The sequence below is a fragment of the Chryseobacterium aurantiacum genome (genome assembly GCF_003020585.1).
In the GTDB taxonomy this organism is placed as follows: Bacteria; Bacteroidota; Bacteroidia; order Flavobacteriales; family Weeksellaceae; genus Chryseobacterium; species Chryseobacterium aurantiacum.
In genome coordinates, this window is sequence record NZ_PXUE01000003.1 from 123,096 (window position 1) to 146,609 (window position 23,514).

Below are 23,514 nucleotides of genomic sequence, written 5' to 3' on the forward strand. Positions count from 1 at the left end.
TCACGTTAACAATTATGACATAATGCACAAAATGACACAATAGCCGTTAAATTTTAGTTAAAATTGAAACATAGCATACTAATTGCTTACTTATTTAACATTAAATTTGTTTACTCAAAAACATAATTAGAAATTATAATTAATAAACAAGAAAGATATACAATGAAGAGTACTTTAAAAAAACTATTACCATTTGCAGTAGTCGGGGTAATTTCCGGAGCTACTACCGTTGGAGCTATACAATATTTTGGACATACCTCCAACAACGGAGATCAATCATTTTTCACAACATCAGCCCCTACAGCTACATTCGCGGGAATGAATACCGGAGCGGTAGGTGATGACTTTGTAAAGGCAGCAAAGACAACCGTTCCTGCTGTAGTTACCATTAAAAATTACCAAAACAGAACAGCAAACAGAGCATCTGAACAGGACTTGTTTGACTATTTCTTCGGAGATCCTTTTGGAGGAAGAGGCCAGCAAAGACAAAAGCAGCAGCAGGCTCCAGACAACATGCCTTCCGGAATGGGTTCTGGTGTCATTATCTCTCCTGACGGTTATATCATTTCGAATAACCACGTTGTAGCAGGTGCCAATAAATTGGAAGTTGTACTAAGCAACAAGAAATCATATATAGCAACATTGGTTGGTACAGACCCTAATACAGATATCTCTTTATTAAAGATTGAGGAAAAGGGACTTCCTTACTTAAATTTTGCCAACTCAGACAATATTGATGTAGGACAATGGGTGCTTGCAGTAGGAAACCCACTGGGATTAAATTCTACAGTAACGGCAGGGATTGTTTCTGCTAAAGGAAGAGGTATTGGGATTTTAGGAAGCCAGGGAAAGGCTGCCAATCCTATTGAAAGCTTTATCCAAACGGATGCTGCAATTAACCCGGGTAACTCTGGTGGAGCATTGGTAAATACTAATGGTGAATTAATCGGGATCAACTCGGCGATTCAGTCTACGACAGGATATTATCAAGGATACGGATTTGCTGTTCCTGCTAACCTGGCAAGAAAAATTGTGGAGGATATTAAGAAATTTGGTATTGTACAAAGAGGATTCCTTGGAGTTCAGTCATTAGATCTTTCCAATGATCAGTTAGTAGCAGCATACAACAAACAGTATAAGACCAACCTTAAGTCTGGTTCGGGAGTATATGTTACAGGATTTGGGGATAATAGTGGTGCAGAAGATGCAGGTCTTAAAAAGGGTGATATCATTACTAAAATAGACAGCTATGACATTACGGATTTTGCAGACTTATCCATGTCTATCGGAAGCAAACGTCCTGGTGATAAGGTTCAGGTAACTTATTCAAGAAACGGTAAAGAATCTACTACAAGTGTAACACTTAGAGACCAAAAAGGAGGAACGTCTACCAGAACAAAGGCAGACCTTAGCATTACGGAAAAAATTGGAGCAGAGTTTGACCCACTTACCGAAAGATTCAAAACAGAATACGGACTGAACAGCGGTGTAGTTGCCAAGAATGTATCTGAAGGCAGTGAAATGGCGAAAATCGGAATTGTAGACAACTATATCATCATTGAGGTGAATGGCAAGCCGGTGAATTCACAGAAAGATGTAGAAAAGATCCTGGATAAATACCAAGGAAATGTACAAGTAAAATTTGTAGATGACTACGGAAGAATCTATACTAAAGGATTTAAAATGCCTTAATCTAAACTAAACAATAGTTATTTTCATATCAACAAAAAACGCTGCAAATATTTGCAGCGTTTTTTATATTATTTATTTAGGTTTATTCATTTTTTCAGCGATCCTTTTCTTCTTATTTCGCTCATAAATAACTTCTACAATCTTACCCCCAATCCATGAAAAAGGGAAAAAGGTAAGGAAGATAGAAATCTTATAGAATGTAGGGTGATAAGGAAATATAATCACATCCAACATTGCAATAAAAAGCATAATAAAACCGATCAGAATAGCATAGGCTACCTTGGCATATTTAACGATGATTGCCGTTGCTACCCCTCCAATTGTGGTTCCCAATCCGGAAATAAACAACAGGAAGCCAAAAAAGGCTTTATCATCTTTCATACTGAAAAGAAACCTCTGCCAGTGTTCAAATGGAGCAAAGGCCTCGAAGGTAACCCATTGCGGAAAAACCCTTATACCAAGAGTAATAATAAGCCCAGCAATACCAAGGCCTACCAACACCGCAATTGTATTTCTTATAAAATTCATTAATCCTGATGTGCAATCATAGAAATTTCGATATCCACATTTTTAGGCAGACAAGAAACCTGTACAGTTTCGCGAGCAGGATAGCTCTCTGCATCTAAATAAGAAGCATAAATATCATTCATTACCGCAAAATCATCCATACTTTTCAGGAAGATTGTAGCTTTTACAACATTTTTGAAAGTCATCCCAGCCTCAGTAAGAATCGCCTCAAGGTTCTTCATTACCTGATGTGTTTCTTTTTCAATTCCCTCTACCAGTTTACCAGTTGCAGGATCTACAGGAATCTGCCCGGAGATGTATAACACTCCGTTTGCCATATTAGCTTGAGAATAAGGCCCGATTGCTGCAGGTGCATTAACTGTATTGATTATTTGTTTCATATGCGGATATTTATTTTTTTAATGGTCAAATGAAATCGTCTTCTTCATTTATATTTCTTTTCTAACCGATTTCCTTAGCTTTTATTTTGGTTGCAAATATAAAATTTATATTCACAAATGCCAATCTGATATTAGAAAGGTGAATTTGGCTGCGTAAAGCTTCGGTCTTTATACTTCAGTGCATCGCTTAAGATATTGGCTTTGATCCCAATAAAGAAGTCATACACTTTATATTGTCCGAACGGCACCCAGTTAAAATTAATGGTAAAACTTCGTTGATCTCTTGAAAAACCAATTCTTGTATATGCCAATTCTTTAGTCACCAAGTCATAGTGAGTACTTCCATTGATATTCCAATATGGGGTAAGCTTAATACTTCCGTCAAGACCAATGGATGCAATTTTGCTACCAAATCGGCTAAGTCCTTTTGAATAGGCATAATTTGCATTCACATTCAAAGTCCATGCCTGATCAAAATGAGCATAGTGATCGTCATCAAAATAATAATTTTCATTTCGAACCTCTCCTTTCATGGAGTATTTTTTAGCATAATCTTTCTTTTCCCCAAAAAGTTCGCTGCTTAAAGGATAAGATAACTGAACATTGAATCCTTGTACTCCGAAATGTCCAAACTGCTCGGTTCTGATTCCGGTATCCTGACCTGGTAAAAACATAATTTTATACGGTTCAAGTGAAAGGCTTGTATTTACTGTAAGCTTGTTATTAAAGAAAGACGATTGTCCATTGATGGTAAAAATAGACCACGGGTGAGTTTTCGCAGCAAAGTTATAGCTTCCTGTAAGATTTAGAGATTCAAAGATTTTGATCTTCTTCACCCCGGTAGAATCGCTCTTAGACTTTACTTTCATTTCGATATTGTTCCCGATACTAAAACCTAGTGCTCCTACCATACCACTTGACGGGCTTCCTACAATACCTTTTTCAAAAATAGAATAAGGAGTAATAGCACCCGTTGCGTTATAGTAATTTCTATAGTATCCGAAGTTAGGACTTGAAAAGTCCGGAGCATACGTAAATCCAATACTTGGAATCATCATATGTCTTATTGCTTCTACAGCTGATCCTTTTTTAAACTTCATCATCCCGTAAAGAGTGGTTTGAAGACTGGCTGTGGTAGAGAAAGTAGAATATCCTGTGAAATTCTTACTGATTTCGTCCACTGTAACATTCTTGATAGGATCATAATATCTGTTCAGTGTTTTTGTTGTTAAGGCATTATCAATATTGGCACTTAAGCTGAAGGTAAAATATTTGGCCAATGTGGTATTGGTTGCCAATGCAATATTGTTCTTAAGACCAGTCTGCATTTTATCCCACATTTCCTTTTTAAACAATTCGTTTTCCTGAGTGCTTACAAAATTGGTAAGGTTAAATCCTGTATTTACTGTAATATTTTCAAGAAGGCCTTGTCTTACTCCTGTTTTGGATTTGAACAGATAAAACTGATTAACCGCTACGTTCATTTGTGGTAAACGAAGATCGGAAGAACCTGTTGCAAAATTCTGTGAATAAGACGCAGTACCCGTAATAGTTACCGGAAGCTTCAAAAATCTTTTGGTAAGACTTACCGTAGAGTTCTGCTGGGTATTCAGGACGTTTTGGTTGAAAATATAGTTGTTGTTAAGTGGATTGTTATAAAACTTCGTACTTACAATATCCACCTGTGCACTAAACGTAAGGAAAGGATTTGCTTTAACATCCTGCGAGTGGCTCCAATTGATTCTATAGGTACTGTTTTTAGTATAGTCATCCAGTCCCTTTATTCCTCTTACCATGGTCCCAACATCCGCATTAAAGGTTCCTGAATAACGGTATTTCTTCTGGTAGTTCATCTGAGGACGTAGGTTCCAACTTCCTTTTGTATAAATATCGGCCAGAACTTTAAGGTCGAAATGTTCTCCAATAGGCTGGTAATACCCTATTCCATTCAGGAAGAAACCTACATCTTCTCTTTCTCCAAAACTTGGAATAAGAATACCCGCTGCTCTTTTATCAGAAAACGGCAAGATGGCAAATGGCAGATACAGAGGTGTAGGAACCTGTTCTATAAACATCTGGATAGGTCCGGTAACGATCTGAGATTTATTTTTGGTTTTGATAAGCTTAATATTATAAGCCCTCATAAAATAATCCGCGGTTGTATCTTTTTTCTTAAGAAAATATTCATCTGTGGTGTAATCTGCTTTTCGCATTGCAAACACAGAGTCATTATATTTTTTTGTTTTTTGTGCTATAATCACCCCTTCGCTCTCCTCCGTTCTGGCATTGAAAGCGATAGCTTGTTTGGTTTTCGTATTATAACTAAACTCGTTGGTTTCGTATTTTTTCCCTGCCTGTGTGGTAATTACAGGTTCTATTATTTTTCCTAAAGAGTCTTGTTTCCCCCTGGCATAGATCAGATTTTTATTATCATCAATGGAAATATAATCTGCATCAATCTGCATATCCTGGTATTTTACCTGGGCATTCTTGTTAAGGAATGTCATTTTCTTGGGGATATCTCTTCGTTGATCATCTGCTTTTGTATGAAGAACATCATCTAAAGCTTCTTTTTTTACAACTATGGTATCCTTTTTGGAAATAGTATCATTAACCGCATTTTTAGGCAATTTCTCAGGCGTTTTTTGTGCTAAAAAATTGTTAAAAATTAGGATAATTAAAATTTGTAATATATTTTTGAGGACGGTTTTGGCCAATTTTATTATATATAATTAAGGCCCAAAATTAATATAATTTTTATAACTGTAAGATGCACAAACAAAATTTTAAAATAATTTTATCATTTCTCCTTATTCTAATGAGTAACTTTTTTTTCTCTCAAAAGAAATTTACAATTGTTTTAGATGCCGGACATGGAGGAAGTGATCATGGGGCTAACAGGTCCTATTCGGACATTGGAAGAATAGCAGAAAAAGACATTACACTTGCCATTACTCTCAAGGTAGGGGCAATGCTAGAAAAAAACAGAGACTTCAAGGTTATCTACACTCGTAAGATAGATGAGTACCCCTCTCTTTCTGACAGAACCAACCTTGCCAACAGAAGTAAGGCTGATTTATTTGTATCCATACACTGTAACTCTTCTGCGAGACCTACAGCCTATGGAACAGAAACTTACGTACAGGGACCTAATCAAAATAACGAAAACCTTGAGGTAGCAAAAAGAGAAAATGACGTGATCTTTCTGGATGAAAAGGATAAGCAGATCTTCGGATCCTACAATCCCGAGTCTCCTGAGTCTCTTATTGCATTAAAACTTCAACAAAGCAAGTATCTTGAGTCCAGTCTTCTTCTGGGAGGATTGGTAGAGGATAATTTTGTAAATAAAGATAAAAGGTCTTCCAGAGGGGTATTTCAGAAGAACCTTCACGTTCTGCGTATGAATGCCATGCCTTCTGTACTGATAGAAACAGGTTTTATCAACCACCCGGAGGAAAGCCACTACATTGCTTCCGAAAAGGGACAGAATGAAATAGCAGAAAGTATTTACAATGCCATCATTGATTATAAAAAAGCGGTGGACAGAAAATCAGGAGGATCCTTTACCGCTAAAAAGCAAGAGCCGGAGAAACCTGCCGAAACGCCGCTGAAAAATGATTTCAGAATATTACTGATGAGCTCTCCTACGAAGTACAATGAGAATGACCCTGCCCTGAAAGGATTAAGCTATATCCTGACCCTTAAGGAGAACGGACAGTACAAGTATTACTATGCGGTAACCAACATGGCTTCTGTAAAAGATATTAATCTTAAAAGCGCCAAAGACGCCGGATTTAGAAATGCTTTTGCTGTAGGCTTTATGCCAAACCAGAAAATAAATATGGGTTATTATACCCTAGAAGTGTATACCGGTGATAAATTAAATGGTAATTCATACATCCTTCAAAACCTGAAAGATGTGGAAAGAGAAAAAGACAGCGGAGTCTTTTACTACACCTATGGAAAGGTATATACGTTGGAAGATGCTGTAAAGCTTCAAAAAGAAGTTGAAGCTAAAGGCATCAAAAACACAGTGATACAAAAAGTTTATAAATAATTTAAAAAAATAATTTTGAGGTTTAAAAGTTAATTATTACTTTTGCAACCTCAAAATTTGGCCTATTCGTCTAGTGGTCAGGACTCAAGATTTTCATTCTTGCAACAGGGGTTCGATTCCCCTATAGGCTACCAAATTTGATATCATGCCGGATTTAAAAATACAAGAAGCAAAATTGCTCTTTAAGAAAATCCACTCTAACCCAAAAAGTTATGATTTACAAATCAATGAAGAAGGGATTACAGGCAGGGATGATAAAATCAGTTTCAGACTTTACAGGACTGGAGAAAGGGTTGCTTTTGAAGTAACAATTGATGAACTCACTTTCACCAATACAACTGGGGAATGGAACAATGCACTGATCATGCTTGGAAATACGATCAAAAAAATAGAAAAAGAACAGGAAAATTTAAAAATAGAACAAGCAATAGATAAGCTTAGAAAGTACCTTTCCGAAGAAAATTGAAAATTTTCAAAATAAATTTGGTAGTTAAAAAAAAAGTTTATAGTTTTGCACTCACATTTAAACGATATGGCAAATCATAAATCAGCTCTAAAAAGAATTAGACAAAACGAAACTAGAAGACTTCGTAACAGATATTATCACAAGACTGCTAGAACAGCATTGAAGACCTTAAGAAATGAGGAAAACAAAGCTGCAGCTACAGAACAGTTGCCAAAAGTTATCGCTTTATTGGATAAATTAGCTAAGAAAAATATTATCCACAAAAACAAAGCAGCTAACTTAAAAAGCAAATTAACAAAGCACGTTAATAAATTAGCGTAAAAATATAGCTGGCCCGTTCGTCTATCGGTTAGGACCTCAGATTTTCATTCTGGTAAGAGGGGTTCGATTCCCCTACGGGCTACTTAAATCTTTAAAAACCACTGTATAAAATCAGTGGTTTTTTAAAGAGAAAGTAGAAAAGCTAATATTTAAAATAAAAAATCTAACCGGCCCGTTCGTCTATCGGTTAGGACCTCAGATTTTCATTCTGGTAAGAGGGGTTCGATTCCCCTACGGGCTACAAGATTAAGAGTTGATACTTATAAAAACAAAAACTAACACGTTACTTCGGTAATGGAAGATAGAGGGCCCGTTCGTCTATCGGTTAGGACCTCAGATTTTCATTCTGGTAAGAGGGGTTCGATTCCCCTACGGGCTACAAAAAGGATTTTTTCGGAAATCCTTTTTTTTGTTTTATACCACACCCTTCCTGTTTATCTTTTTCATACAAAGTATTACATCATTGAAATTAATAAACCTTTGAATTGATCCTTTATAAAGATATACTACTTCCCTATTCTTATTCCACTTTATTGACCTTCTCTTTAACTGCTATCTCCTGGTGAAAATTATTCATCCATAGAGAGCAAACACCTTAACATCACCGGGGTATTTTCAAGCTGTACCCTATTAATTTTATTACTATCTTCTTTGGAACCAACAAACGATAGACACCCCTTTTATTTACTATCATACTCTTCAACACCAGATTTCAAACCATTTTATTCAGCAATATTAATTTTGATCTAAAAATCACCATAAATGGAAATATTATTTCTTACTCTTCCTTTAATTGCTTAAATTTGAATAAAACTATTCATCAAAAAATAAATAACATGAAATTTAATTTACTTTTGGGAAATCATTCCTCTTTTAAAGCTGCGTTAGTAACTTTATTCTTACTTTCAACGCAAGCCTTATCATTCGGACAGGACAGAATTTATGCTCATGCTCAAAGCTCAGGGGTATTTGGAGTAGCATGTCTGGGATGCCGTGTAGACAATCCACTAAATGCAGTTGGTGGTAACGAAGACGATTATTCTACAATGGTATTGGGAACGGCTCTATTAGGAGGAATCCAGCAAACTTTAATTTTCCCGGATCTTAGATCGGATACAAGATTGGTTGTAGGAATAGGCACAGACAATATTCCATTATCTGTACAGCTTCTAAGTGGTGTTACCCTTGAAACAATGAACGGAGGAACTTCTAACGAAGACCGTAGAACGATAGATATAAGTTTGCTTAAGTTAGGAGCAACACCAAACAGGGGAACAGTGGAATTCAAACCGGCAAAACCTTATGATGGTATAAGAATCGGTTTAACAGGAGGAGTACTAAGCCTTGGCGGTGGATTCCGAATTTACTACGCTTATCAGGATCCATTGATTAGTATAATGGCCCACAGCCAGAACGGACAGGTTACTCTTGATGCCAACGTCTCACTAGAGGGAGCAGAAATAGCTTTAACCAATACTTCAGGAAAAGAAGTACACCGTTCTAAATTGAGATCAAAATCATTTGAAACCAATCAGCCTGAAGGGGTTTACTTTATGACCGTTCAGACTAAGGAAGGAAAAACTTATTCTAAAAAAATTATTATTAAATAATTCTCAAGGAACAAAACGGCAATCTTACTAAGGTTGCCGTTTTTTTTATGCTTAATCACAGGGAAAACAGAATTTTAAAAAATATTATTTCTAAATCAAAAAATTATAGTTATTAAAACAAAATATTAATAAATCACAAAAAATAGAAATAAAATAATCAACATAATCAATTTATATGTAAATTTACAAAAACTAAAATCCTAAAATATCAACATATGAAAACCAATTTATTAGTGAGACAGCATGCAATAAAAGCAGCGATGTCAGCCCTATTTTTGTTCTTAATGAACTCTATGTCTTTTGCCCAGATTGTAAAGTATTATGCCAGCAGCCAGACGAATCAAGTTTTGGGTGTTTGCATAGGCTGTGGCGTAGTAAATCCTCAAAATGCTGTAGGAAGCAATGAGAATGATTATTCTGTTCTACAGGTTTCAATAGGCTTACTTGCCCGTACGGAGCAAACATTAATTTTCCCGAATAGTACTTATACCAATAAGTTGGTTATAGGAATCGGGTCAAACGGAACTCCTTTATCTGCACAAGTATTGGGAGGTGTATCTATTGAAACATTTAATGGAGAAGTTTCAAACAATGACTACCAAAATCTAAGCAATGACATTCTTAAGCTAGGAGATACAGATCCAAGTAAGGGTGAGATTGAACTTACCATGAACAAGCCTTATGACCGAATTAAAATAAATGTGAATTCAGGTTTACTTAATTTAGGAGGTGAGCTTAGAGTATACTATGGATACCAATACAAGGATCCGTTTATCAGTCTACGTGCTCACAGCCAAAATGGACAGGTTACCATTGATAAAAATCTTCCAGTAGAAGGTTCAGAGGTTACCTTGGTTAATACTTCAGGAAAAGAAGTATTCCGCACTAAGTTGAATTCAAATACTTTTGAAACCAATCAGCATGAGGGGATCTATATTATGACCATTCAGACTAAGAAAGGAGAAACTTATTCTAAGAAGATCTTGATTAAATAAAATTTTTAAACCCACGAAACGGCTGACTTTTTTAAGTCAGCCGTTTTTATTTTACACCTACACCAGACAGGCTTGATGGTAATGTATGCTAAAGCAAGTATTTATTATTTAATGATCATCCAATGTTCTTAAGTAAAGCCTTACCATAGATTATAACGCAGATTGCATTAGTTTAGTAAGGCTAGCCTACATTCCATTTTTGGCTGAATATTATTTTTATAAAAAAGCCCCGACCAAGATTGGCCGGGGCTAAATGAAACAAAATTAGCTATGCTAAAATTAATTTTTAATCAGTTTTTGCTGATATGTTGCTTTGTCAGTTACTGCTTTCAAAATATACATTCCTTTTGGCAGCGCACTTACATTAACCTGTCCATTGCTGAACTGTGTGTTAACCAGTTTACCGGAAGCGTCATAAATAGTCACATTGACTACTTTTTCCTGTGTCTTGATATAAAGGATATCTGTAACCGGATTCGGATAAATACCAAATTCAAGTTTTTTCACCTCAGCAGTTGCTAAAGTTGCCCCAGCACTGCTTACTGTAAGTGTTTTATCTACAACCTTACCGTTAGAATTGAAACTAATTACAATATTAGCTGTTCCAGAGGTAATTGGTGTAATGACCAGTTCTTCATTAGCATTAATTTCGGCAGAAACAACTGTAGGGTTACTGTTTGATTTCACAGATTTAATAATGGATGATCCGAAGCTATCTTCATCGGAAACCATTGTTTTCAGATCAATAGAAGTAACATTAGCAGCTGTTAGCTGTGTCGGGAAAGTGTTGCTTACAGTTGGAGCGGTATTATCCGGGAATACGGCCAATGATGGGAACCAATAATAATCGTCTAGTGTTTTGGTATTGATCAGAGTACCGGCAGCGTCAAATGTATGGATCCAGTTCTTTTGAAAATGGGCACCATATCCGCTTTCTGTGGTATTCAGGATAAGATTTCCTGTAGATGGATTTACACGCAGTGCTGCTCCATAAGGAATCTGCTTAAAGCTCCCTGTTTGCCCGGGAAGTGTAATAAATGTCTCGTTAAATCCTTTTGTGGTAACATCAAACTTAACAATTTGATTTCCTGGAACAAATCCGTTTCCGCCTTTAATCCAATATAATGTATTTTCTGTATTGCTTGCTGTAAAGCTTCCTGCATTCCACGCACCCCATGAATCTGAGTATGTTGTAGTAGGGATATTATAATATTGTAATGCAAGAGTTGCAGGATTGATATTGGCTAATTTCTGCTTCTCAATTGCCCATACACTTCCATCTTTTGCCTGAGTAATAGAAATAAAAGGTCCTGCAATTGTATTTACTAAAGTATCTGTATTAGGATCAATTACTAAAATACCGGCACCTTGTTTTACTGCAAAAACATATTTTGAAGTACGGATCATATTTCCAATTTGTCCTGCATACTGGCTTCCACCACCTGTTCCGGTTATTAGACTTCCAACCTGCAGATTATCGATATTAAATAAATAAATTCCATTGGAAGCACCAATATATCCCTTGTGTTCGTTTACCCCAAGGAAAGATCTTCCATCTCCCCCTCCTATATCATTGAATCCTGCAATTTTCTGCATGGTCTGTGCATTGGCAATTACAAGTCTACCACCAGGTGTATATTGTGCATCTCCCGCATCAGCAGCCTGCTTAGATACAAAGTAGAATTTATCACCATAGATTGTTCCGAATTGTGTAGTTGCTCCGAAAGCATGATTGTTGTTTGCATTGCTGTAAACGCGATTCGTGATTTGCCCGTTGTTATCTATAAAGTTAACGGATCCGTTGGTATGCCCGTACCATTCTTCATTTACCATAAAGAATCCGTTGGTAAAGTTTGTAGAACTTATGTACGGAGAAACAGGCGTCATTGTAGAAGAAATCGGAAATGATCCTGACATAGGACTGTAATTCCATACATCCCATGAACCGTTTTGAAGTACACGGGAAGTAGCTCCTACTCCTGAAAAGCCAAAGTCTGCATCTGTAGGATCTTTCACCCAGTATGACCAAAAGCCATTATACCATCCTGAATTCCAGTGATCACCGGTATCCTGAGCAATATAATCATCAAAATCATAAGCTGTAGTGTTTACAATACCATCCAGAGGATATAGTGGATAGGTAGTATTGTTATTCTTAATAAGGGCTCTGCTGTTTTGCCCGTTCAGGTCAAAACCAATTCCACCTATTGCTGTTCCAAACTGAGTACCCTGGTATAGCAACGTATAAAATCTATGATCTGCCTTTGCAATAGCTTTAAGCATATCTTCTCCGGTAGCATTTCCGTCCCATTTAAATCCCCATACCAAAGCATCCGGGTTTTTGCTGTCATTCCATTGTACAACAAATGCAGCCTGATTGGAACCAGTTCCTACCCAATACTGCACATCAGAAAAACTGATTGTAGTGGTGGTATTATTAGTGGTGTTTAATTGATTATTCCCTGAAAGATCATTTCGGGGTACACCCTGTACTTTCATCTGAGCATTCGTGAACAATGCAAAGAGAAAAAGCATGGTAAAAATGTAAAACTTTTTCATTTTTTATTAATTTGAATTATTTCGTTGAATTATTTTTTAAAGTGTAGATCATAGGCTCCGGCAACTTCTGTAGAGACTTCTCCCAACCAGCCGGCCTCCTGATTGATTCCTGTATGTACTCTTACAAAATCAACTCCCGGGAGTTTCACATATCTTCCGTTACGGTCAACCGCCCATGAGATATCAATATTGGAGGCTTCATCGGTATTTGGGGCATTATCAGCATATCCAAAGTCATATGACTTTCCTACCCAGTAGGTACCTGTTCCGCTTTGATCGTAAAAATTATCTTTAAGTCTGGTTCCTGTAAATCCATAAGAAGCATCTGAAAACCATAAAGGGTAGTAGCTTTGTGCGTGGAACGTATTTTTTGTTTTAAATCCGCTATTCCCAAGATTATCCTGCCACTTGATGTATTCTATATCTGTCTGCCAGCCATCATTTCCAGGAACAGGAGCTTTATTGTCATTGGGTTTGAAATAGGTGATGCTATAGTCCTTTGTTGTTGTGTTTTTAAAATATTCACTTCCTGCAATTTCATACCATTCATTGTCATCGGGTTTCCCGTTTTTGTTTCTGTCGTAGGCAACCATAATAATTCCAGGCTCGCAACTTCCTGAGCGGGGATCATTGGCAGCATTTCCAAAGAATGCATTTCCGAGAATCTTAAAATCTCTTCCATTTAAATTAGGTATGGTATGGTCAAATCCGAATACTACATATCCTCCGAAGCCTCCAAGACTTAGCATTGTAGAATTGGAACCCACAAGGGATGCATTGGCTTTCTGAAGCATATCTGCTGCTGTATTGCCTTGAACATATTCAGGAATTTCATTCATGAATTGGCCTACAGCCGGACGAAAATCAAGGACCTTTGCAATATATTTACTTAAGGTTCCCGTTTCTTTAGTCACAACAATTTTAGAATGATAGACTTTTTCCTCACCATTATGCCCAATCTTTAATGTTAAAGGAAAAGCATCAGCCTTTGCACTGATGAATTCCAGCTCTGAATTGTTAGAAATAATAGAGTCATTAATACTCCAGGTAAAGCTTCCGGAAATATTGGTTGGAATATTCAGTACTTTGAAACGTTCAATGGTGTAGGAATCATCTAATCCGTTAAAGGAGAAATCATTATCATCATGTTTACAGGAAGCTATCAGTCCTACAAAAAGAAGTGATAAGGCTCCGGTTTTTAAATAATTAGTCGTTCTTTTATTCATGTCTCTCAGTTTTATTATTTATATAGAAAAGCGAAATGGGCAGGAATATTTCCTCCTTCTGTTTTCCATTTAAAATGTCCGTTTTTATCAAAGCAATACACATATCCCATTGATACATAATTTCTGGCATCGGTAATGTAAATGTCCTCTGTGATAGGGTTTACAGCAATTCCGTATGGAGTCTTAATGATGGCTTCATACTCCGGATCAACAATTCTGTTGGCAATAATCTGCTCAGTCTTTACATCAATAATTCCAAATGTTTTCTTATAGGTATGGGTATTGTAATTGAATTCGTTTCCGTAGAAATAAAGCTTGTCATTGACTATTGTCATTTCATTGACAGCAAGGTGAAAATCTTTTTTTATAGCTCCTGTAGCCGCATCTATGAGGTATAAATTGGATGGAATATCATAGTAATCTCCTCTTGAGCTTACGTATAAATCTCCATAATTGTCTTTTTTAAGACGATGAAGATTAATGGCAACATCAATCTTTTTTGTTTCTGTAAAGGTGTTAAGATCTATTACCGAAACTGTTTTGTCATAGTTGGGAACCATATATCCTCCGGAATTGGCCACAAAAAGCCTGTTTCCGATAATCTCCATCTCTTCCGGCTGATATCCTACCGTTACTTCCCGCTGGATGGCCAGAGAGGTGGTATCAATTTCCACTACTTTTCCCTTGGGCGCATTGGGATTGATATCTACAGGTCCCACATAACTGCTGGCATAAGCCTTTCCGTTATTGAATGCTAAATATCTGCAGTTCTGCAGGTGAATGGATTTTATTCGTTTGGCGGTTTTGGCATCAAGAACTTCAATGGTGTTGGAGACATTCACTACAATGTATAGTTTACCCCCATAGATCTTAATATCATTTCCTACATCTCCTAATTCCTTTAGGACATTCGGGTTAATCTCTGCATAGATATTCCTGTAGTAGGTTCCTTTGGTATAATCAAAAAAATCCAATGTACATTTATTGCTTCCCATATTGCCCTCATTCAGTACATAGAACCCTTTTATGGCTGTATTTTCAGCAGGAGCAAGACCATCTACCACCTCCATCGGAATCACAATTTCATCCGTACGGCAGGCTACAAGAGAAACCAATGCAAAAAATATAAAACAGATATTCAGTTTTCTCATAAGGTAAAGTTTAAAGTGAGTCTAAAGTTTCTTCCCGGCATAGGATAATTCTGTACAACATCATAGTATTGATTAAAAACATTATTCATTTCAAGGTTAATCTTAAACGGATGCCCGGCCAGACTCAATTTTTTCTGAACGGAAAGATCATGGGTATACCAAGGCTGAACAAAGTTGTACTGAATATTATCCATCTGACCGTCATAGCGCTTTCCTACATAGATCATACTGTAATTGAATCCCCAATCCTTATAGTCTGCCATCATGGTAAAAGATCCGCTGTGCCAAGGGGTATAAGGAATTTGCTGCCCATAAAAAGTATCTCCGGGAATAATCCCCCAGCCTTTATCAGTCTTATCCTTTGCACTTTGATAAGTATAGGACAGTAATGGCTTGAGCTTTACTTTTCCCAACATCATTTCTGCCTGAACATTTACGTCAGCTCCAATGATTTCAACTCTTCCAAGGTTAACCATCATCCATCGGAACATATTCACGGTAGGTACTGCAACAATCTTATCCTTCACCCTGTTATAATATCCGTCTACCTTCACGTAAAATCCCTTTAATACAGAGTTATTATATTTTTTCTGATAGGTAAACCCGATGTCATGCTGAAAAGTAAATTCGGGTTCCAGATAGGTACTCCCGATATTGGTATAATACAGGTCATTGAAGGTTGGCAGTCTGAAAATCTTTTTATAAAAAGCCCTAAGGGTAAGTTCCGGAATGGCCGCAGGCTGATAGCTCATAAACAGAGCCGGTGTCCATTCTCTTCTGTCATCCGGTCTTTTATTTCTTCTTACCTCTTCAAAGGTAAAGGTACCCAGAAGGCTTCCCAGAAACTTGAATCTGTTCCACTGGTAAGTTGTAGCCAATGCTACAAGTGTGGTATATCGGGTAGGATACGTAAAGTTTGTTAAATCTGCATTCAGATTATTGTACTGAAAATCGCCATTTAAACTTACATCCCAATTAGAATTAATAGAATACAAATTGGAAGAAGAAAGATATACTTCCCTTTGAATATAAGTATTTATTGAACTTTTAACCGTTTGAGCCAGTACAGTGTCATTGAAATGAGTATAATCGTAGGCAAATTTTGCCTTTAGCTGGGTTTCAAACTTTGGAAATAGTTTCTTTCTAAAATTTGCCTGTACAAAATAATTTTCATCAAGCATTCTCGCTCCTCTGGCCTTAAAACGATATTTTACAATAGGTGCCGGAATCCCTCTGTCTGAGATGTACCCATAACCGCGTACATTCCAGCTACCGTTATTTAAAGTACCGTTAACTGATGTTTCAAAACGCTTTGCTTTAATATCAGAGTCGTATCTTTTAGCAATTGTATCTGTAGCGGTTTCCCCATTCGGGTATTTTCTGGTATAACGGAATTTATACAGTCCATCACTTTGCAGAAATTCAACACTCACGCTGGCAGAAACTCTTTTTGAAATCTTTTGTTCTAAACGGAAAGAAGGGTTAAATAAGTCAATAGAAGCACTTTTGGCTCTAATAACCAGATTAGTTTTTCTGGTTCCTGTAAAAACAGGAGTCTTGGGTTGCAAATAAATAGATCCCGATGAGCCGAAATCTTTTGCGGGCTGAAAAATCTCGCTCTTTTGTCCGTTGTATAATGAAATTTCCTCCAGATCATCCAAAGAATATCTTCCTAAATCTACAACTCCATTTTGAGCATTTCCCAGTTGAATTCCATCATAGAAAACCCCCACATGCTGGCTTCCCATACTTCGGATATTAATGGTTTTTAAGCCACCCATTCCTCCATAATCCTTGATCTGGACTCCTGAGAAATATCGCAAAGCATCCGCCACAGAATGGCTGTTCAGCCTTTCAAGCTCTTCCCCCTGCAAGATTTGGGCAGGAAGTATTTCTTTAAAGTTCTTTTTGTAAATATTGACAACCTTAATGGTTTCTTCCTTAATGCTGTCTTTTTTCTTCGTTTGGGAAAACAAGAGTTGAGATGCTAACACAAATACTGTGAAAACAACCTTATGAAATTGAGATGTAGTCGGTTTTGCCACCATTAGCTCATTCAGGAATAATGATAACGCTAATGGATATAAGAAAGCAACGACAAAGCACAGCTGTTACTGCACAGAATCATTGTTGTCCTAAGCTTTATTCCACGAAAGCGTCAAACGTTTATATTTTCTGGCAGGTCTTCTGACTTACTCCGTTTTTGAAATCCTTCCCATTAAAAAACAGTGGATATATTCTTCAAAAACTTTGGTGTGGAGCTTACAGCAGCGGGTCTGTTCCGGATTTTCACCGGATTCCCTTTTAAGAGCTTTTTAGGGCTCACCAAATTTCGGCAAAGATAAACAATTATTAATATATAGTCCTAAATAACAAAATGATTTACAATATTATAAATAGAATGGTTTTGAAATCTTGTTTTAGATATAAGATTATTAAATCTCATCATGAACCTGATGGAACTTTGAATGATGATTTTTTTAAATACAAAGTTTAATTTTTAGAAAACATCGACTTTAAGGATGATAAATTCTAAAAATTAAACTTTGCTTTCGGTAGAAGTTATATTCCAATATTTACAAAGATACTGAACCGTGATTTCGCTTCAATATCTCCTCCCGCAAGGTTGGTATAGGCCGGCAGCATAATTTCACTTCCCAGGCTGAATTTTTTGTAAGAGGCCTCAAATCCTAATTTTCCATATAAAGCACTTCCGGCTGTATTGGGTAAAGCTTCATCAAACTGTTTGTTTTGAGCATACACTTCTCCCTGTACTCCTGCTTTTACAGAAAAAATAGACTTTTCATTGCCTGCAATCTGATAAAACCCTGTTGCAGCGTAATTCCATTGGTTTCCGAAACGATAGTTCTTTTTATTTTCAGTTTTTATGGTATAATCTGTATTGATCAGCACTGCAATTTTATTCTTTTGAAATTTATAGTTCAGAGCTGCCTGATAATCCCAACTTCCTGTTCCCAATTGAAAACTTGGGTTAACACCTGAGATTCCTTTTTCATCAAATTTACCCAAGGGTACCTTTACTCCTAATCCTCCACTTAGCTGGTGAAAGTTATCTTTGGAATTAAGAAGCTTATAAATTCCCATCAGATTAAGGTCTCCTATCCCATTGATCCTGATATCCCCCTGCATCGTTTTCTTCTCATGAAAATGGAATGGCAAGCTTGCATATACGCTCAGTTTTTGGGTTAATGGTATCTTTCCCCAAAGCTGTAAGGTATTGAAATACTGATCCTGTGTTAAATCCTTTACAAATAAATTTTCCTTTGCCTTGTAATGCTGTGCAAAGTATTTAATTCCTATAAATTGTGGATTCAATAAGGATTCAAAACCTGATGAACCGTTTCCTGCAGCACAACCGCAGGCATCACAATCGTCATCAAAATCTATTGTTCTAAAATTATTCAGTGAAATATCTGCGCTGTCTCTGATTGTTTTCGCCTGGCTTACCGTAAATAGAACCAAGCTCATGATTAAAAAGATCTTCTTCATGTCTGTATTTAATTTATTCTGCAAATTTTGGATTGGTGATAAAGTCTTTATCGGATAAGGTTTTCAGAAATGTAATAATCAACTGTTTTTCCTGGCCGTTCATGGCAATTCCGATGTGATTGTTCTGCTTCAGCTGAGGATCAAGATTGGGATTATCCTCTACATTGTCTGAGTAAAAATTAAGGACTGCTTCCAATGTATAAAATCTTCCGTCATGCATATAGGGAGCTGTATATTCTACATTCCTCAAACTTGGCACCCGGAATTTCATCCAGTCATTTTGATTCAATGTTACGCGGTGGAGACCTGCATCTTTAAATTGATTATTGTAGTACATCCCTGTATTTCTGAAACTTTCATCTGTAAACAATCCTCCACTATGGCAACTGGCACATTTTTGATTAAATAAAGCCATCCCCTGGGATTCTTCAGAAGTCAGATTTTCCTTTCCTTGCTTGAATCTGTCATATTTAGAATCGGCAGAAATCATTGATGCCATAAACTGAGATAAAGCCTTTAAAATTCTTTCGCCGGTTACATTTTCATCTCCATAGGCTGCACCAAATAGTTTTTTATACTTCGGATCATCTTTTATTTTGGAAATGGCTTCCGGCATAGAGCTATCCATTTCATTCACATCTGTCATAGGGATAATGGGTTGTTCATTTAAGTTGTGAATAACCCCATCCCACATATACCTTTTGAGAAATGCCATATTCTGAATAGGAGGTGCATTTCTGATTCCGATTCTGTCATCAACTCCGTGGCTTACGGTATGTCCGTGATGGGTAAAAGCATTTTCCTGAATATGGCAAAAACCGCAGGAAATAGTATTGTTTCTGGAAAGTCTTCCTTCATAGAACAATTTTCTACCCAGCTCTACCCCATTTTTGGTAACAGGGTTGGCAGACTTATCAAAAGTCATTTCCGGAAAATAAGAGGGAAAACTTAGATTATATGCTTCATTTTTATCAAGAGGCTGCATCACCTCATCTGAACAAGAAGTACAGCTCAGGAGCAAAACTCCCAGAGCCAGTACTGTTTTTATGAAAAAATTAGTCATTGTGTACATGATCTACTTTAAACATTTTTGTAAGATTGTTGGTAACATCCACCAAATGCTGGCTTGAACCCATCATCATTGCATTAGCTTCGGTAAGGGCAAGTGATTGGTCTCCGCTTAAAAATTGATTTAAATCTGCCAAAATATGAATGGATGGTCTTATTTTACCATTTACCCTTGCTGTGGTAGGAAGATTCAGTGTAATTTCCCTGTATAGATCAGGAGTGTTGTTCTCTGCCACTTTCCCCATATTTCCTGTATGATTCATAAATTCGGTGGTTGCAGAACCTGTTCCGTATTTTCCTTCTAATTTTACAAAGACATAGCCGGCAGCCCACGACCATGACATTCCTTTTTGCTTGGCTCTGTTCCAGAAATCAGCCTGGCCGTCCATTCCTAATAGATATGCATTTTGACTGATTCCCAGTCCAAATTTTATTTTCTTATAATTATTTTTCGGGATTTCGTTAAGGTTTAAATAAATAATTCCTGCTACAGCATCTGCCTGATCAATGATAAATGCACCTTTATCAGGATTATTCTCGTTGTATTTAAATTCATTTCCATTTTCATCGGTCAGAGTAATATTGCTAATGACGTATTTTAGGGTTGAAAAATTATGTTTTTGTCCCTGAGAAGAAGTTTGTACAGTTTGATTGAGAACAATATCTCCAAGGTTATTAAATCCGTTTTCAAATTTAATCTGAAGATTTCCTGGAGTTGTATCCTGCGGATTATCATCATCATCTCTGCTGCTGCATGATGAAAAAGAAAATAAGGTAAAGGCAATAAAGAATAGTGATAAAAATTTATAAATTTTCATTGTTGATTTTTTAAGTTGAATTATAATTTTTGAATGTAAAAACATTCTTTTTTCACCACAAAAGGCACCAAAGTTCTTACACTTAAGGTTATTAAGTGATAGGCTTTATGCATCATAAGAACACTTAAGCTTTTTAAAAATCTTTGATTTTTAATGTAAATAAGCTTTTGGGACTTTTGGGGTTGAATAGTGATAGTTACAACTTAAAGAACTGGTGGTCTGAAAATGTGTTTCAGAAACAGAAAAGAATAATCTGTTTTATAGATAAAATTGAAATTGAAAAATGGAATTTTTTCCGTGATGTTAATTTCTGCAATGTCAGGAAGAATATAAATATCAAGAATCTTCTGCCCTGAATTCTTCACCTTACTGAAAGGGGTAGACTCTGCATTGTCACTGGCTTTTGCCAGCTCTTTACTCAGATAACATTTTCCGTTACAATGAACTTCCGGCTTGCTTTTGTTAATACATAAGGTATCAACAATATAATTATAATTTACAGCATACTCTACCAGGGGGATCAGAGGTCTGAACACCATATAAAGGGTAAAAAGCATGCTGTAAAATAGTTTCATGAAGTTATTTTTTGCTTAAAGCTTCTTCATATCTTTTGCTTACTTCTTTCCAGTTCAATACATTCCAGATTGCGGAAAGATAGTCTGCTCTTTTATTTTGATACTTCAGGTAGTAAGCATGTTCCCAAACATCAATTCCTAAAATTGGAGTTCCTTTTTCCTCTACAATATCCATTAAAGGGTTATCCTGATTTGGGGTTGAAGAAACAAATAGTTTTCCTGTTTTATCCACAGAAAGCCAAGCCCATCCTGATCCAAAACGATCTGCTCCTGCTTTACTCATTTTTTCTTTAAAGGCATCCATGCTTCCAAAGGTTTCATTGATTGCCTTTGCTAATTTTGCTGATGGCTGGCTATTTTTTTCCGGGGTAAGAATGGTCCAGAAAAGCTCGTGGTTGTAATGTCCACCTGCATTATTTCTTACCGCAGGGGTTAACTTGGATGTTTCAGAAAGAATCTGAATCAAGGTTTGTTTTTCCTGTGGTGTTCCTGCAATAGCCTTATTCAGGTTAGCCGCATAGGCTGCTCCATGTTTGGAATAATGGATCTCCATTGTTTGTGCATCTATAGACCCTTCCAATGCGTTGTAGGCATATGGCAGAGGAGTCTGCTTAAATTGGGCCATTGTAAACTGAGCCGCAAATACTGCTCCTAAAGCAGCAATTTTCAAAATCTTCATAACATTTTGTTGTATGGTTAAACAATATTTTTTTCTCAAATGGAAGCTATTTGCTTCCGGTACTTACTTTAAAAGCTTTTTGATATCTTCTATCAAAATCTCTCTGTCGGGATGATACTTCCCTGTTAGTTTCGCTGTCTTCCCTTCGGGATCTTCATAATTTAGTCCTGAATAATACAAGATCGGCATATTGTCTTTGTTGTATCTGCATCGGATATTTCCCTCCTGATCTACTAAGGCAATCATTCCGCTGTGATTCAGACTTTCACTTTCGTCCTCCTTATCTCCCACATAAATATTAAACTTGTCTGCAAGATTACCGATATAGGTTCTGTCACCCGTCAAAAAATGCCAGTTTGGAGATTTTGCTCCTATTCTTTGAGCATGCTCTTTTAAGGCTTCGGGTGTATCATTTTCGGGATCAATACTAATGGAAACAATTCCGAAATCAGGATCATTAATCTGGTTTTGAATAGCTTTCATATTGCTATTCATCACAGGACATATGGTAGGACATTTGCTAAAGAAAAACTCAACCAGGTATACTTTTCCAAGCATATCTTTATTGGTAATCTTTTTACTGTTCTGATCTGTCAGTTCAAAATTAGGAACCGCCATTACTGTATACAGATTCTTTTTAAAATATCCCATTCCTACTCCTATTCCCAGAAATAATAAGGCAATAACTGCAATCGGAATGATGACCTTGCTCTTGTTATTAGTCTGCTTATTTTTGGACATAGCTTTCCGGATTTTTCTTGAATTCATCTTTACAATAAGAACTGCAGAAACCGTATGTTTTATTTTTATATACTGCAGTATCTTTCAAAAATTCTGCCGTTTTCATATGACATATAGGATCTTCCTGGTTCACAACTTGTACATTTTTTATATTTTCTTTGGAAGAACTCATGTTGTTTTTATGCTTCACCTGAGGTTCTTTTGCACAGGATAGCAATGATATTGACAGCAATGCAGCCAAAATAACTGGAGATTTCATTTTAATGGTAAATTGAAATTAATATTATTGAATAAAGGTATAACACTAAGCAATGCATCTTGAAAAAAATCTAAACTTTAACAAATAGTTGTTGAAGCTCATTGGATTACATCATAAAAAAACACGATGATTTTATTTAAACTTACTTAAATCTATTTCAGTAAGTCTAAAACCATGCTATATAATTAAATGATTAAGATACCGTTAGTTTAAAACTAATATTTTAGTTTATTTTGAAATTAAATAAGCGGAGGATGAAAAATCCTGAAAAAATAATCTGAAGATTGGAAATCGGGATAATCCGAACTGGGAGTTTCCACCAACGGTTCCAGATCTTTTTGATCCAAAAATGAAAGGATATCATGAGAAAGAAAAACATCCAGACCTGCTATCTTTATAGTCTGTGAACTATTGGATTGCTTTTCTGTTTTTGCAAGTTCTTTTTCAACATAACATTTTCCTTTACAGGTAGACTGAGGTATTTCTCTGTTTTCACAAAGGTTATTTACAATGTAATCATAGTTTACCACATAGTTTACCAACGGCAATACAGGACGTATTGCAACTGTAAAAATGATAAATATGGAAATGAATACCTTCAACTCTTCAGTTCTGTGTTACAAATATACTATTTCGAAATTGTTTTATGCTCTATTTATGATGAATGTCATTCATTGATTTTATTGTTTTACATGTAGATTATATTGATTAGAGTTGTTTTCTTGTCATTTTTATTTCCGCAGATTTTTCTGATTGGGCAGATATTTTCAGGTGAAAATTCTTCATTTTTCATTATTAATAGCTACTAAAATGAAAATAGAGATCTGTTACCCATAAAATTAAAAAAACTGTATCTGTTATTGTATTAATATTATCACG

Annotated in this window: 21 protein-coding genes, 4 tRNA genes and 1 riboswitch; of the genes, 10 read left to right on the top strand and 15 right to left on the bottom strand. The window is 36.2% G+C overall.

Features of this window, described 5'->3' with window-relative positions; all coding sequences use genetic code 11:
• Positions 1 to 162 precede the first annotated feature (162 nt).
• Complete coding sequence (locus tag C7D53_RS12785) at positions 163 to 1,692, top strand: trypsin-like peptidase domain-containing protein (RefSeq protein ID WP_106916843.1); 1,530 nt, start codon at positions 163 to 165, stop codon at positions 1,690 to 1,692.
• Positions 1,693 to 1,764: 72 nt separating this feature from the next.
• Here C7D53_RS12785 and C7D53_RS12790 read toward each other — a convergent pair whose 3' ends face one another.
• The 3 genes from C7D53_RS12790 to C7D53_RS12800 all read right to left on the bottom strand — a co-directional run bounded on the left by C7D53_RS12790 (position 1,765) and on the right by C7D53_RS12800 (position 5,317).
• Positions 1,765 to 2,220: a hypothetical protein gene (locus C7D53_RS12790; RefSeq protein ID WP_076353229.1), complete on the bottom strand. Its 456-nt coding sequence runs from the start codon at positions 2,218 to 2,220 to the stop codon at positions 1,765 to 1,767.
• Positions 2,220 to 2,600, bottom strand: a complete 381-nt coding sequence (locus C7D53_RS12795) for a RidA family protein (protein WP_045491236.1) — start codon at positions 2,598 to 2,600, stop codon at positions 2,220 to 2,222. Before C7D53_RS12795 ends, C7D53_RS12790 begins: the two co-directional genes overlap by 1 nt.
• A 131-nt stretch (positions 2,601 to 2,731) precedes the next feature.
• A complete protein-coding gene (locus C7D53_RS12800) occupies positions 2,732 to 5,317 on the bottom strand; it encodes a putative LPS assembly protein LptD (RefSeq protein WP_106916844.1) in 2,586 nt (861 codons plus the stop codon).
• Between the two features lie 53 nt (positions 5,318 to 5,370).
• Between C7D53_RS12800 and C7D53_RS12805 the strand changes: the two genes are divergently transcribed.
• The 9 genes from C7D53_RS12805 to C7D53_RS12845 all read left to right on the top strand — a co-directional run bounded on the left by C7D53_RS12805 (position 5,371) and on the right by C7D53_RS12845 (position 10,049).
• Positions 5,371 to 6,657 (top strand): N-acetylmuramoyl-L-alanine amidase family protein, encoded by a 1,287-nt coding sequence (locus C7D53_RS12805; protein WP_185126698.1) that lies wholly within the window; start codon positions 5,371 to 5,373, stop codon positions 6,655 to 6,657.
• Between the two features lie 59 nt (positions 6,658 to 6,716).
• Positions 6,717 to 6,791: transfer RNA gene (locus C7D53_RS12810), tRNA-Glu, on the top strand.
• Positions 6,792 to 6,802: 11 nt separating this feature from the next.
• On the top strand, positions 6,803 to 7,123 hold the full coding sequence (locus C7D53_RS12815; protein ID WP_106916846.1) for a hypothetical protein: 321 nt from the start codon (positions 6,803 to 6,805) through the stop codon (positions 7,121 to 7,123).
• Positions 7,124 to 7,189: 66 nt separating this feature from the next.
• Positions 7,190 to 7,444, top strand: a complete 255-nt coding sequence (gene rpsT, locus C7D53_RS12820; RefSeq protein WP_076353226.1) for a 30S ribosomal protein S20 — start codon at positions 7,190 to 7,192, stop codon at positions 7,442 to 7,444.
• 10 nt (positions 7,445 to 7,454) lie between these two features.
• Positions 7,455 to 7,526 (top strand) — tRNA-Glu (locus C7D53_RS12825).
• 87 nt (positions 7,527 to 7,613) lie between these two features.
• Positions 7,614 to 7,685, top strand: a tRNA-Glu gene (locus C7D53_RS12830).
• 66 nt (positions 7,686 to 7,751) lie between these two features.
• Positions 7,752 to 7,823: transfer RNA gene (locus C7D53_RS12835), tRNA-Glu, on the top strand.
• Positions 7,824 to 8,280: 457 nt separating this feature from the next.
• Entirely contained in the window at positions 8,281 to 9,054 is a 774-nt protein-coding gene (locus tag C7D53_RS12840) for a T9SS type A sorting domain-containing protein (RefSeq protein WP_106916847.1), read from the top strand.
• A gap of 215 nt (positions 9,055 to 9,269) precedes the next feature.
• Positions 9,270 to 10,049 (top strand): T9SS type A sorting domain-containing protein, encoded by a 780-nt coding sequence (locus C7D53_RS12845; protein WP_106916848.1) that lies wholly within the window; start codon positions 9,270 to 9,272, stop codon positions 10,047 to 10,049.
• 279 nt (positions 10,050 to 10,328) lie between these two features.
• Here C7D53_RS12845 and C7D53_RS12850 read toward each other — a convergent pair whose 3' ends face one another.
• The 12 genes from C7D53_RS12850 to C7D53_RS12905 form a co-directional block, all read right to left on the bottom strand.
• Positions 10,329 to 12,608, bottom strand: a complete 2,280-nt coding sequence (locus tag C7D53_RS12850) for a DUF5074 domain-containing protein (RefSeq protein ID WP_106916849.1) — start codon at positions 12,606 to 12,608, stop codon at positions 10,329 to 10,331.
• A 29-nt stretch (positions 12,609 to 12,637) separates the two neighbouring features.
• Complete coding sequence (locus tag C7D53_RS12855; RefSeq protein WP_106916850.1) at positions 12,638 to 13,834, bottom strand: cell surface protein; 1,197 nt, start codon at positions 13,832 to 13,834, stop codon at positions 12,638 to 12,640.
• A gap of 14 nt (positions 13,835 to 13,848) precedes the next feature.
• Positions 13,849 to 14,985, bottom strand: coding sequence for a YncE family protein (locus tag C7D53_RS12860; RefSeq protein ID WP_106916851.1), 1,137 nt, complete (start codon positions 14,983 to 14,985; stop codon positions 13,849 to 13,851).
• Positions 14,982 to 17,033: a TonB-dependent receptor plug domain-containing protein gene (locus tag C7D53_RS12865; protein WP_106916852.1), complete on the bottom strand. Its 2,052-nt coding sequence runs from the start codon at positions 17,031 to 17,033 to the stop codon at positions 14,982 to 14,984. The genes C7D53_RS12860 and C7D53_RS12865 overlap by 4 nt, the downstream gene beginning before the upstream one ends.
• 112 nt (positions 17,034 to 17,145) lie before the next feature.
• A riboswitch (cobalamin riboswitch) is annotated at positions 17,146 to 17,330 on the bottom strand.
• 217 nt (positions 17,331 to 17,547) lie between these two features.
• Entirely contained in the window at positions 17,548 to 18,495 is a 948-nt protein-coding gene (locus C7D53_RS12870) for a transporter (protein ID WP_106916853.1), read from the bottom strand.
• A gap of 13 nt (positions 18,496 to 18,508) precedes the next feature.
• Positions 18,509 to 19,558 (bottom strand): cytochrome-c peroxidase, encoded by a 1,050-nt coding sequence (locus C7D53_RS12875; protein WP_106916854.1) that lies wholly within the window; start codon positions 19,556 to 19,558, stop codon positions 18,509 to 18,511.
• Complete coding sequence (locus tag C7D53_RS12880; protein ID WP_106917120.1) at positions 19,551 to 20,381, bottom strand: MbnP family protein; 831 nt, start codon at positions 20,379 to 20,381, stop codon at positions 19,551 to 19,553. The genes C7D53_RS12875 and C7D53_RS12880 overlap by 8 nt, the downstream gene beginning before the upstream one ends.
• Before the next feature lie 203 nt (positions 20,382 to 20,584).
• Complete coding sequence (locus C7D53_RS12885; protein ID WP_106916855.1) at positions 20,585 to 20,956, bottom strand: hypothetical protein; 372 nt, start codon at positions 20,954 to 20,956, stop codon at positions 20,585 to 20,587.
• 4 nt (positions 20,957 to 20,960) lie between these two features.
• Complete coding sequence (locus tag C7D53_RS12890) at positions 20,961 to 21,635, bottom strand: superoxide dismutase (RefSeq protein WP_106916856.1); 675 nt, start codon at positions 21,633 to 21,635, stop codon at positions 20,961 to 20,963.
• Positions 21,636 to 21,698: 63 nt separating this feature from the next.
• Positions 21,699 to 22,376: an SCO family protein gene (locus C7D53_RS12895; RefSeq protein WP_106916857.1), complete on the bottom strand. Its 678-nt coding sequence runs from the start codon at positions 22,374 to 22,376 to the stop codon at positions 21,699 to 21,701.
• A complete protein-coding gene (locus tag C7D53_RS12900; protein ID WP_106916858.1) occupies positions 22,363 to 22,635 on the bottom strand; it encodes a YHS domain-containing protein in 273 nt (90 codons plus the stop codon). The genes C7D53_RS12895 and C7D53_RS12900 overlap by 14 nt, the downstream gene beginning before the upstream one ends.
• A 239-nt stretch (positions 22,636 to 22,874) precedes the next feature.
• Positions 22,875 to 23,237: a hypothetical protein gene (locus C7D53_RS12905; protein WP_106916859.1), complete on the bottom strand. Its 363-nt coding sequence runs from the start codon at positions 23,235 to 23,237 to the stop codon at positions 22,875 to 22,877.
• Positions 23,238 to 23,514: the final 277 nt, after the last annotated feature.

Bases quoted from the DNA above. Each gene is read 5' to 3' on its own strand.
- C7D53_RS12880 (WP_106917120.1), bottom strand. From the start codon at position 20,381: ATGAAAATTTATAAATTTTTATCACTATTCTTTATTGCCTTTACCTTA.
- C7D53_RS12815 (WP_106916846.1), top strand. From the start codon at position 6,803: ATGCCGGATTTAAAAATACAAGAAGCAAAATTGCTCTTTAAGAAAATC.
- C7D53_RS12790 (WP_076353229.1), bottom strand. From the start codon at position 2,220: ATGAATTTTATAAGAAATACAATTGCGGTGTTGGTAGGCCTTGGTATT.
- C7D53_RS12845 (WP_106916848.1), top strand. From the start codon at position 9,270: ATGAAAACCAATTTATTAGTGAGACAGCATGCAATAAAAGCAGCGATG.
- C7D53_RS12805 (WP_185126698.1), top strand. From the start codon at position 5,371: ATGCACAAACAAAATTTTAAAATAATTTTATCATTTCTCCTTATTCTA.
- C7D53_RS12795 (WP_045491236.1), bottom strand. From the start codon at position 2,600: ATGAAACAAATAATCAATACAGTTAATGCACCTGCAGCAATCGGGCCT.
- C7D53_RS12870 (WP_106916853.1), bottom strand. From the start codon at position 18,495: ATGAAGAAGATCTTTTTAATCATGAGCTTGGTTCTATTTACGGTAAGC.
- C7D53_RS12865 (WP_106916852.1), bottom strand. From the start codon at position 17,033: ATGGTGGCAAAACCGACTACATCTCAATTTCATAAGGTTGTTTTCACA.
- C7D53_RS12850 (WP_106916849.1), bottom strand. From the start codon at position 12,608: ATGAAAAAGTTTTACATTTTTACCATGCTTTTTCTCTTTGCATTGTTC.
- C7D53_RS12855 (WP_106916850.1), bottom strand. From the start codon at position 13,834: ATGAATAAAAGAACGACTAATTATTTAAAAACCGGAGCCTTATCACTT.
- C7D53_RS12890 (WP_106916856.1), bottom strand. From the start codon at position 21,635: ATGAAGATTTTGAAAATTGCTGCTTTAGGAGCAGTATTTGCGGCTCAG.
- C7D53_RS12885 (WP_106916855.1), bottom strand. From the start codon at position 20,956: ATGAAACTATTTTACAGCATGCTTTTTACCCTTTATATGGTGTTCAGA.
- C7D53_RS12785 (WP_106916843.1), top strand. From the start codon at position 163: ATGAAGAGTACTTTAAAAAAACTATTACCATTTGCAGTAGTCGGGGTA.
- C7D53_RS12875 (WP_106916854.1), bottom strand. From the start codon at position 19,558: ATGACTAATTTTTTCATAAAAACAGTACTGGCTCTGGGAGTTTTGCTC.
- C7D53_RS12860 (WP_106916851.1), bottom strand. From the start codon at position 14,985: ATGAGAAAACTGAATATCTGTTTTATATTTTTTGCATTGGTTTCTCTT.
- C7D53_RS12895 (WP_106916857.1), bottom strand. From the start codon at position 22,376: ATGTCCAAAAATAAGCAGACTAATAACAAGAGCAAGGTCATCATTCCG.
- C7D53_RS12900 (WP_106916858.1), bottom strand. From the start codon at position 22,635: ATGAAATCTCCAGTTATTTTGGCTGCATTGCTGTCAATATCATTGCTA.
- rpsT (WP_076353226.1), top strand. From the start codon at position 7,190: ATGGCAAATCATAAATCAGCTCTAAAAAGAATTAGACAAAACGAAACT.
- C7D53_RS12840 (WP_106916847.1), top strand. From the start codon at position 8,281: ATGAAATTTAATTTACTTTTGGGAAATCATTCCTCTTTTAAAGCTGCG.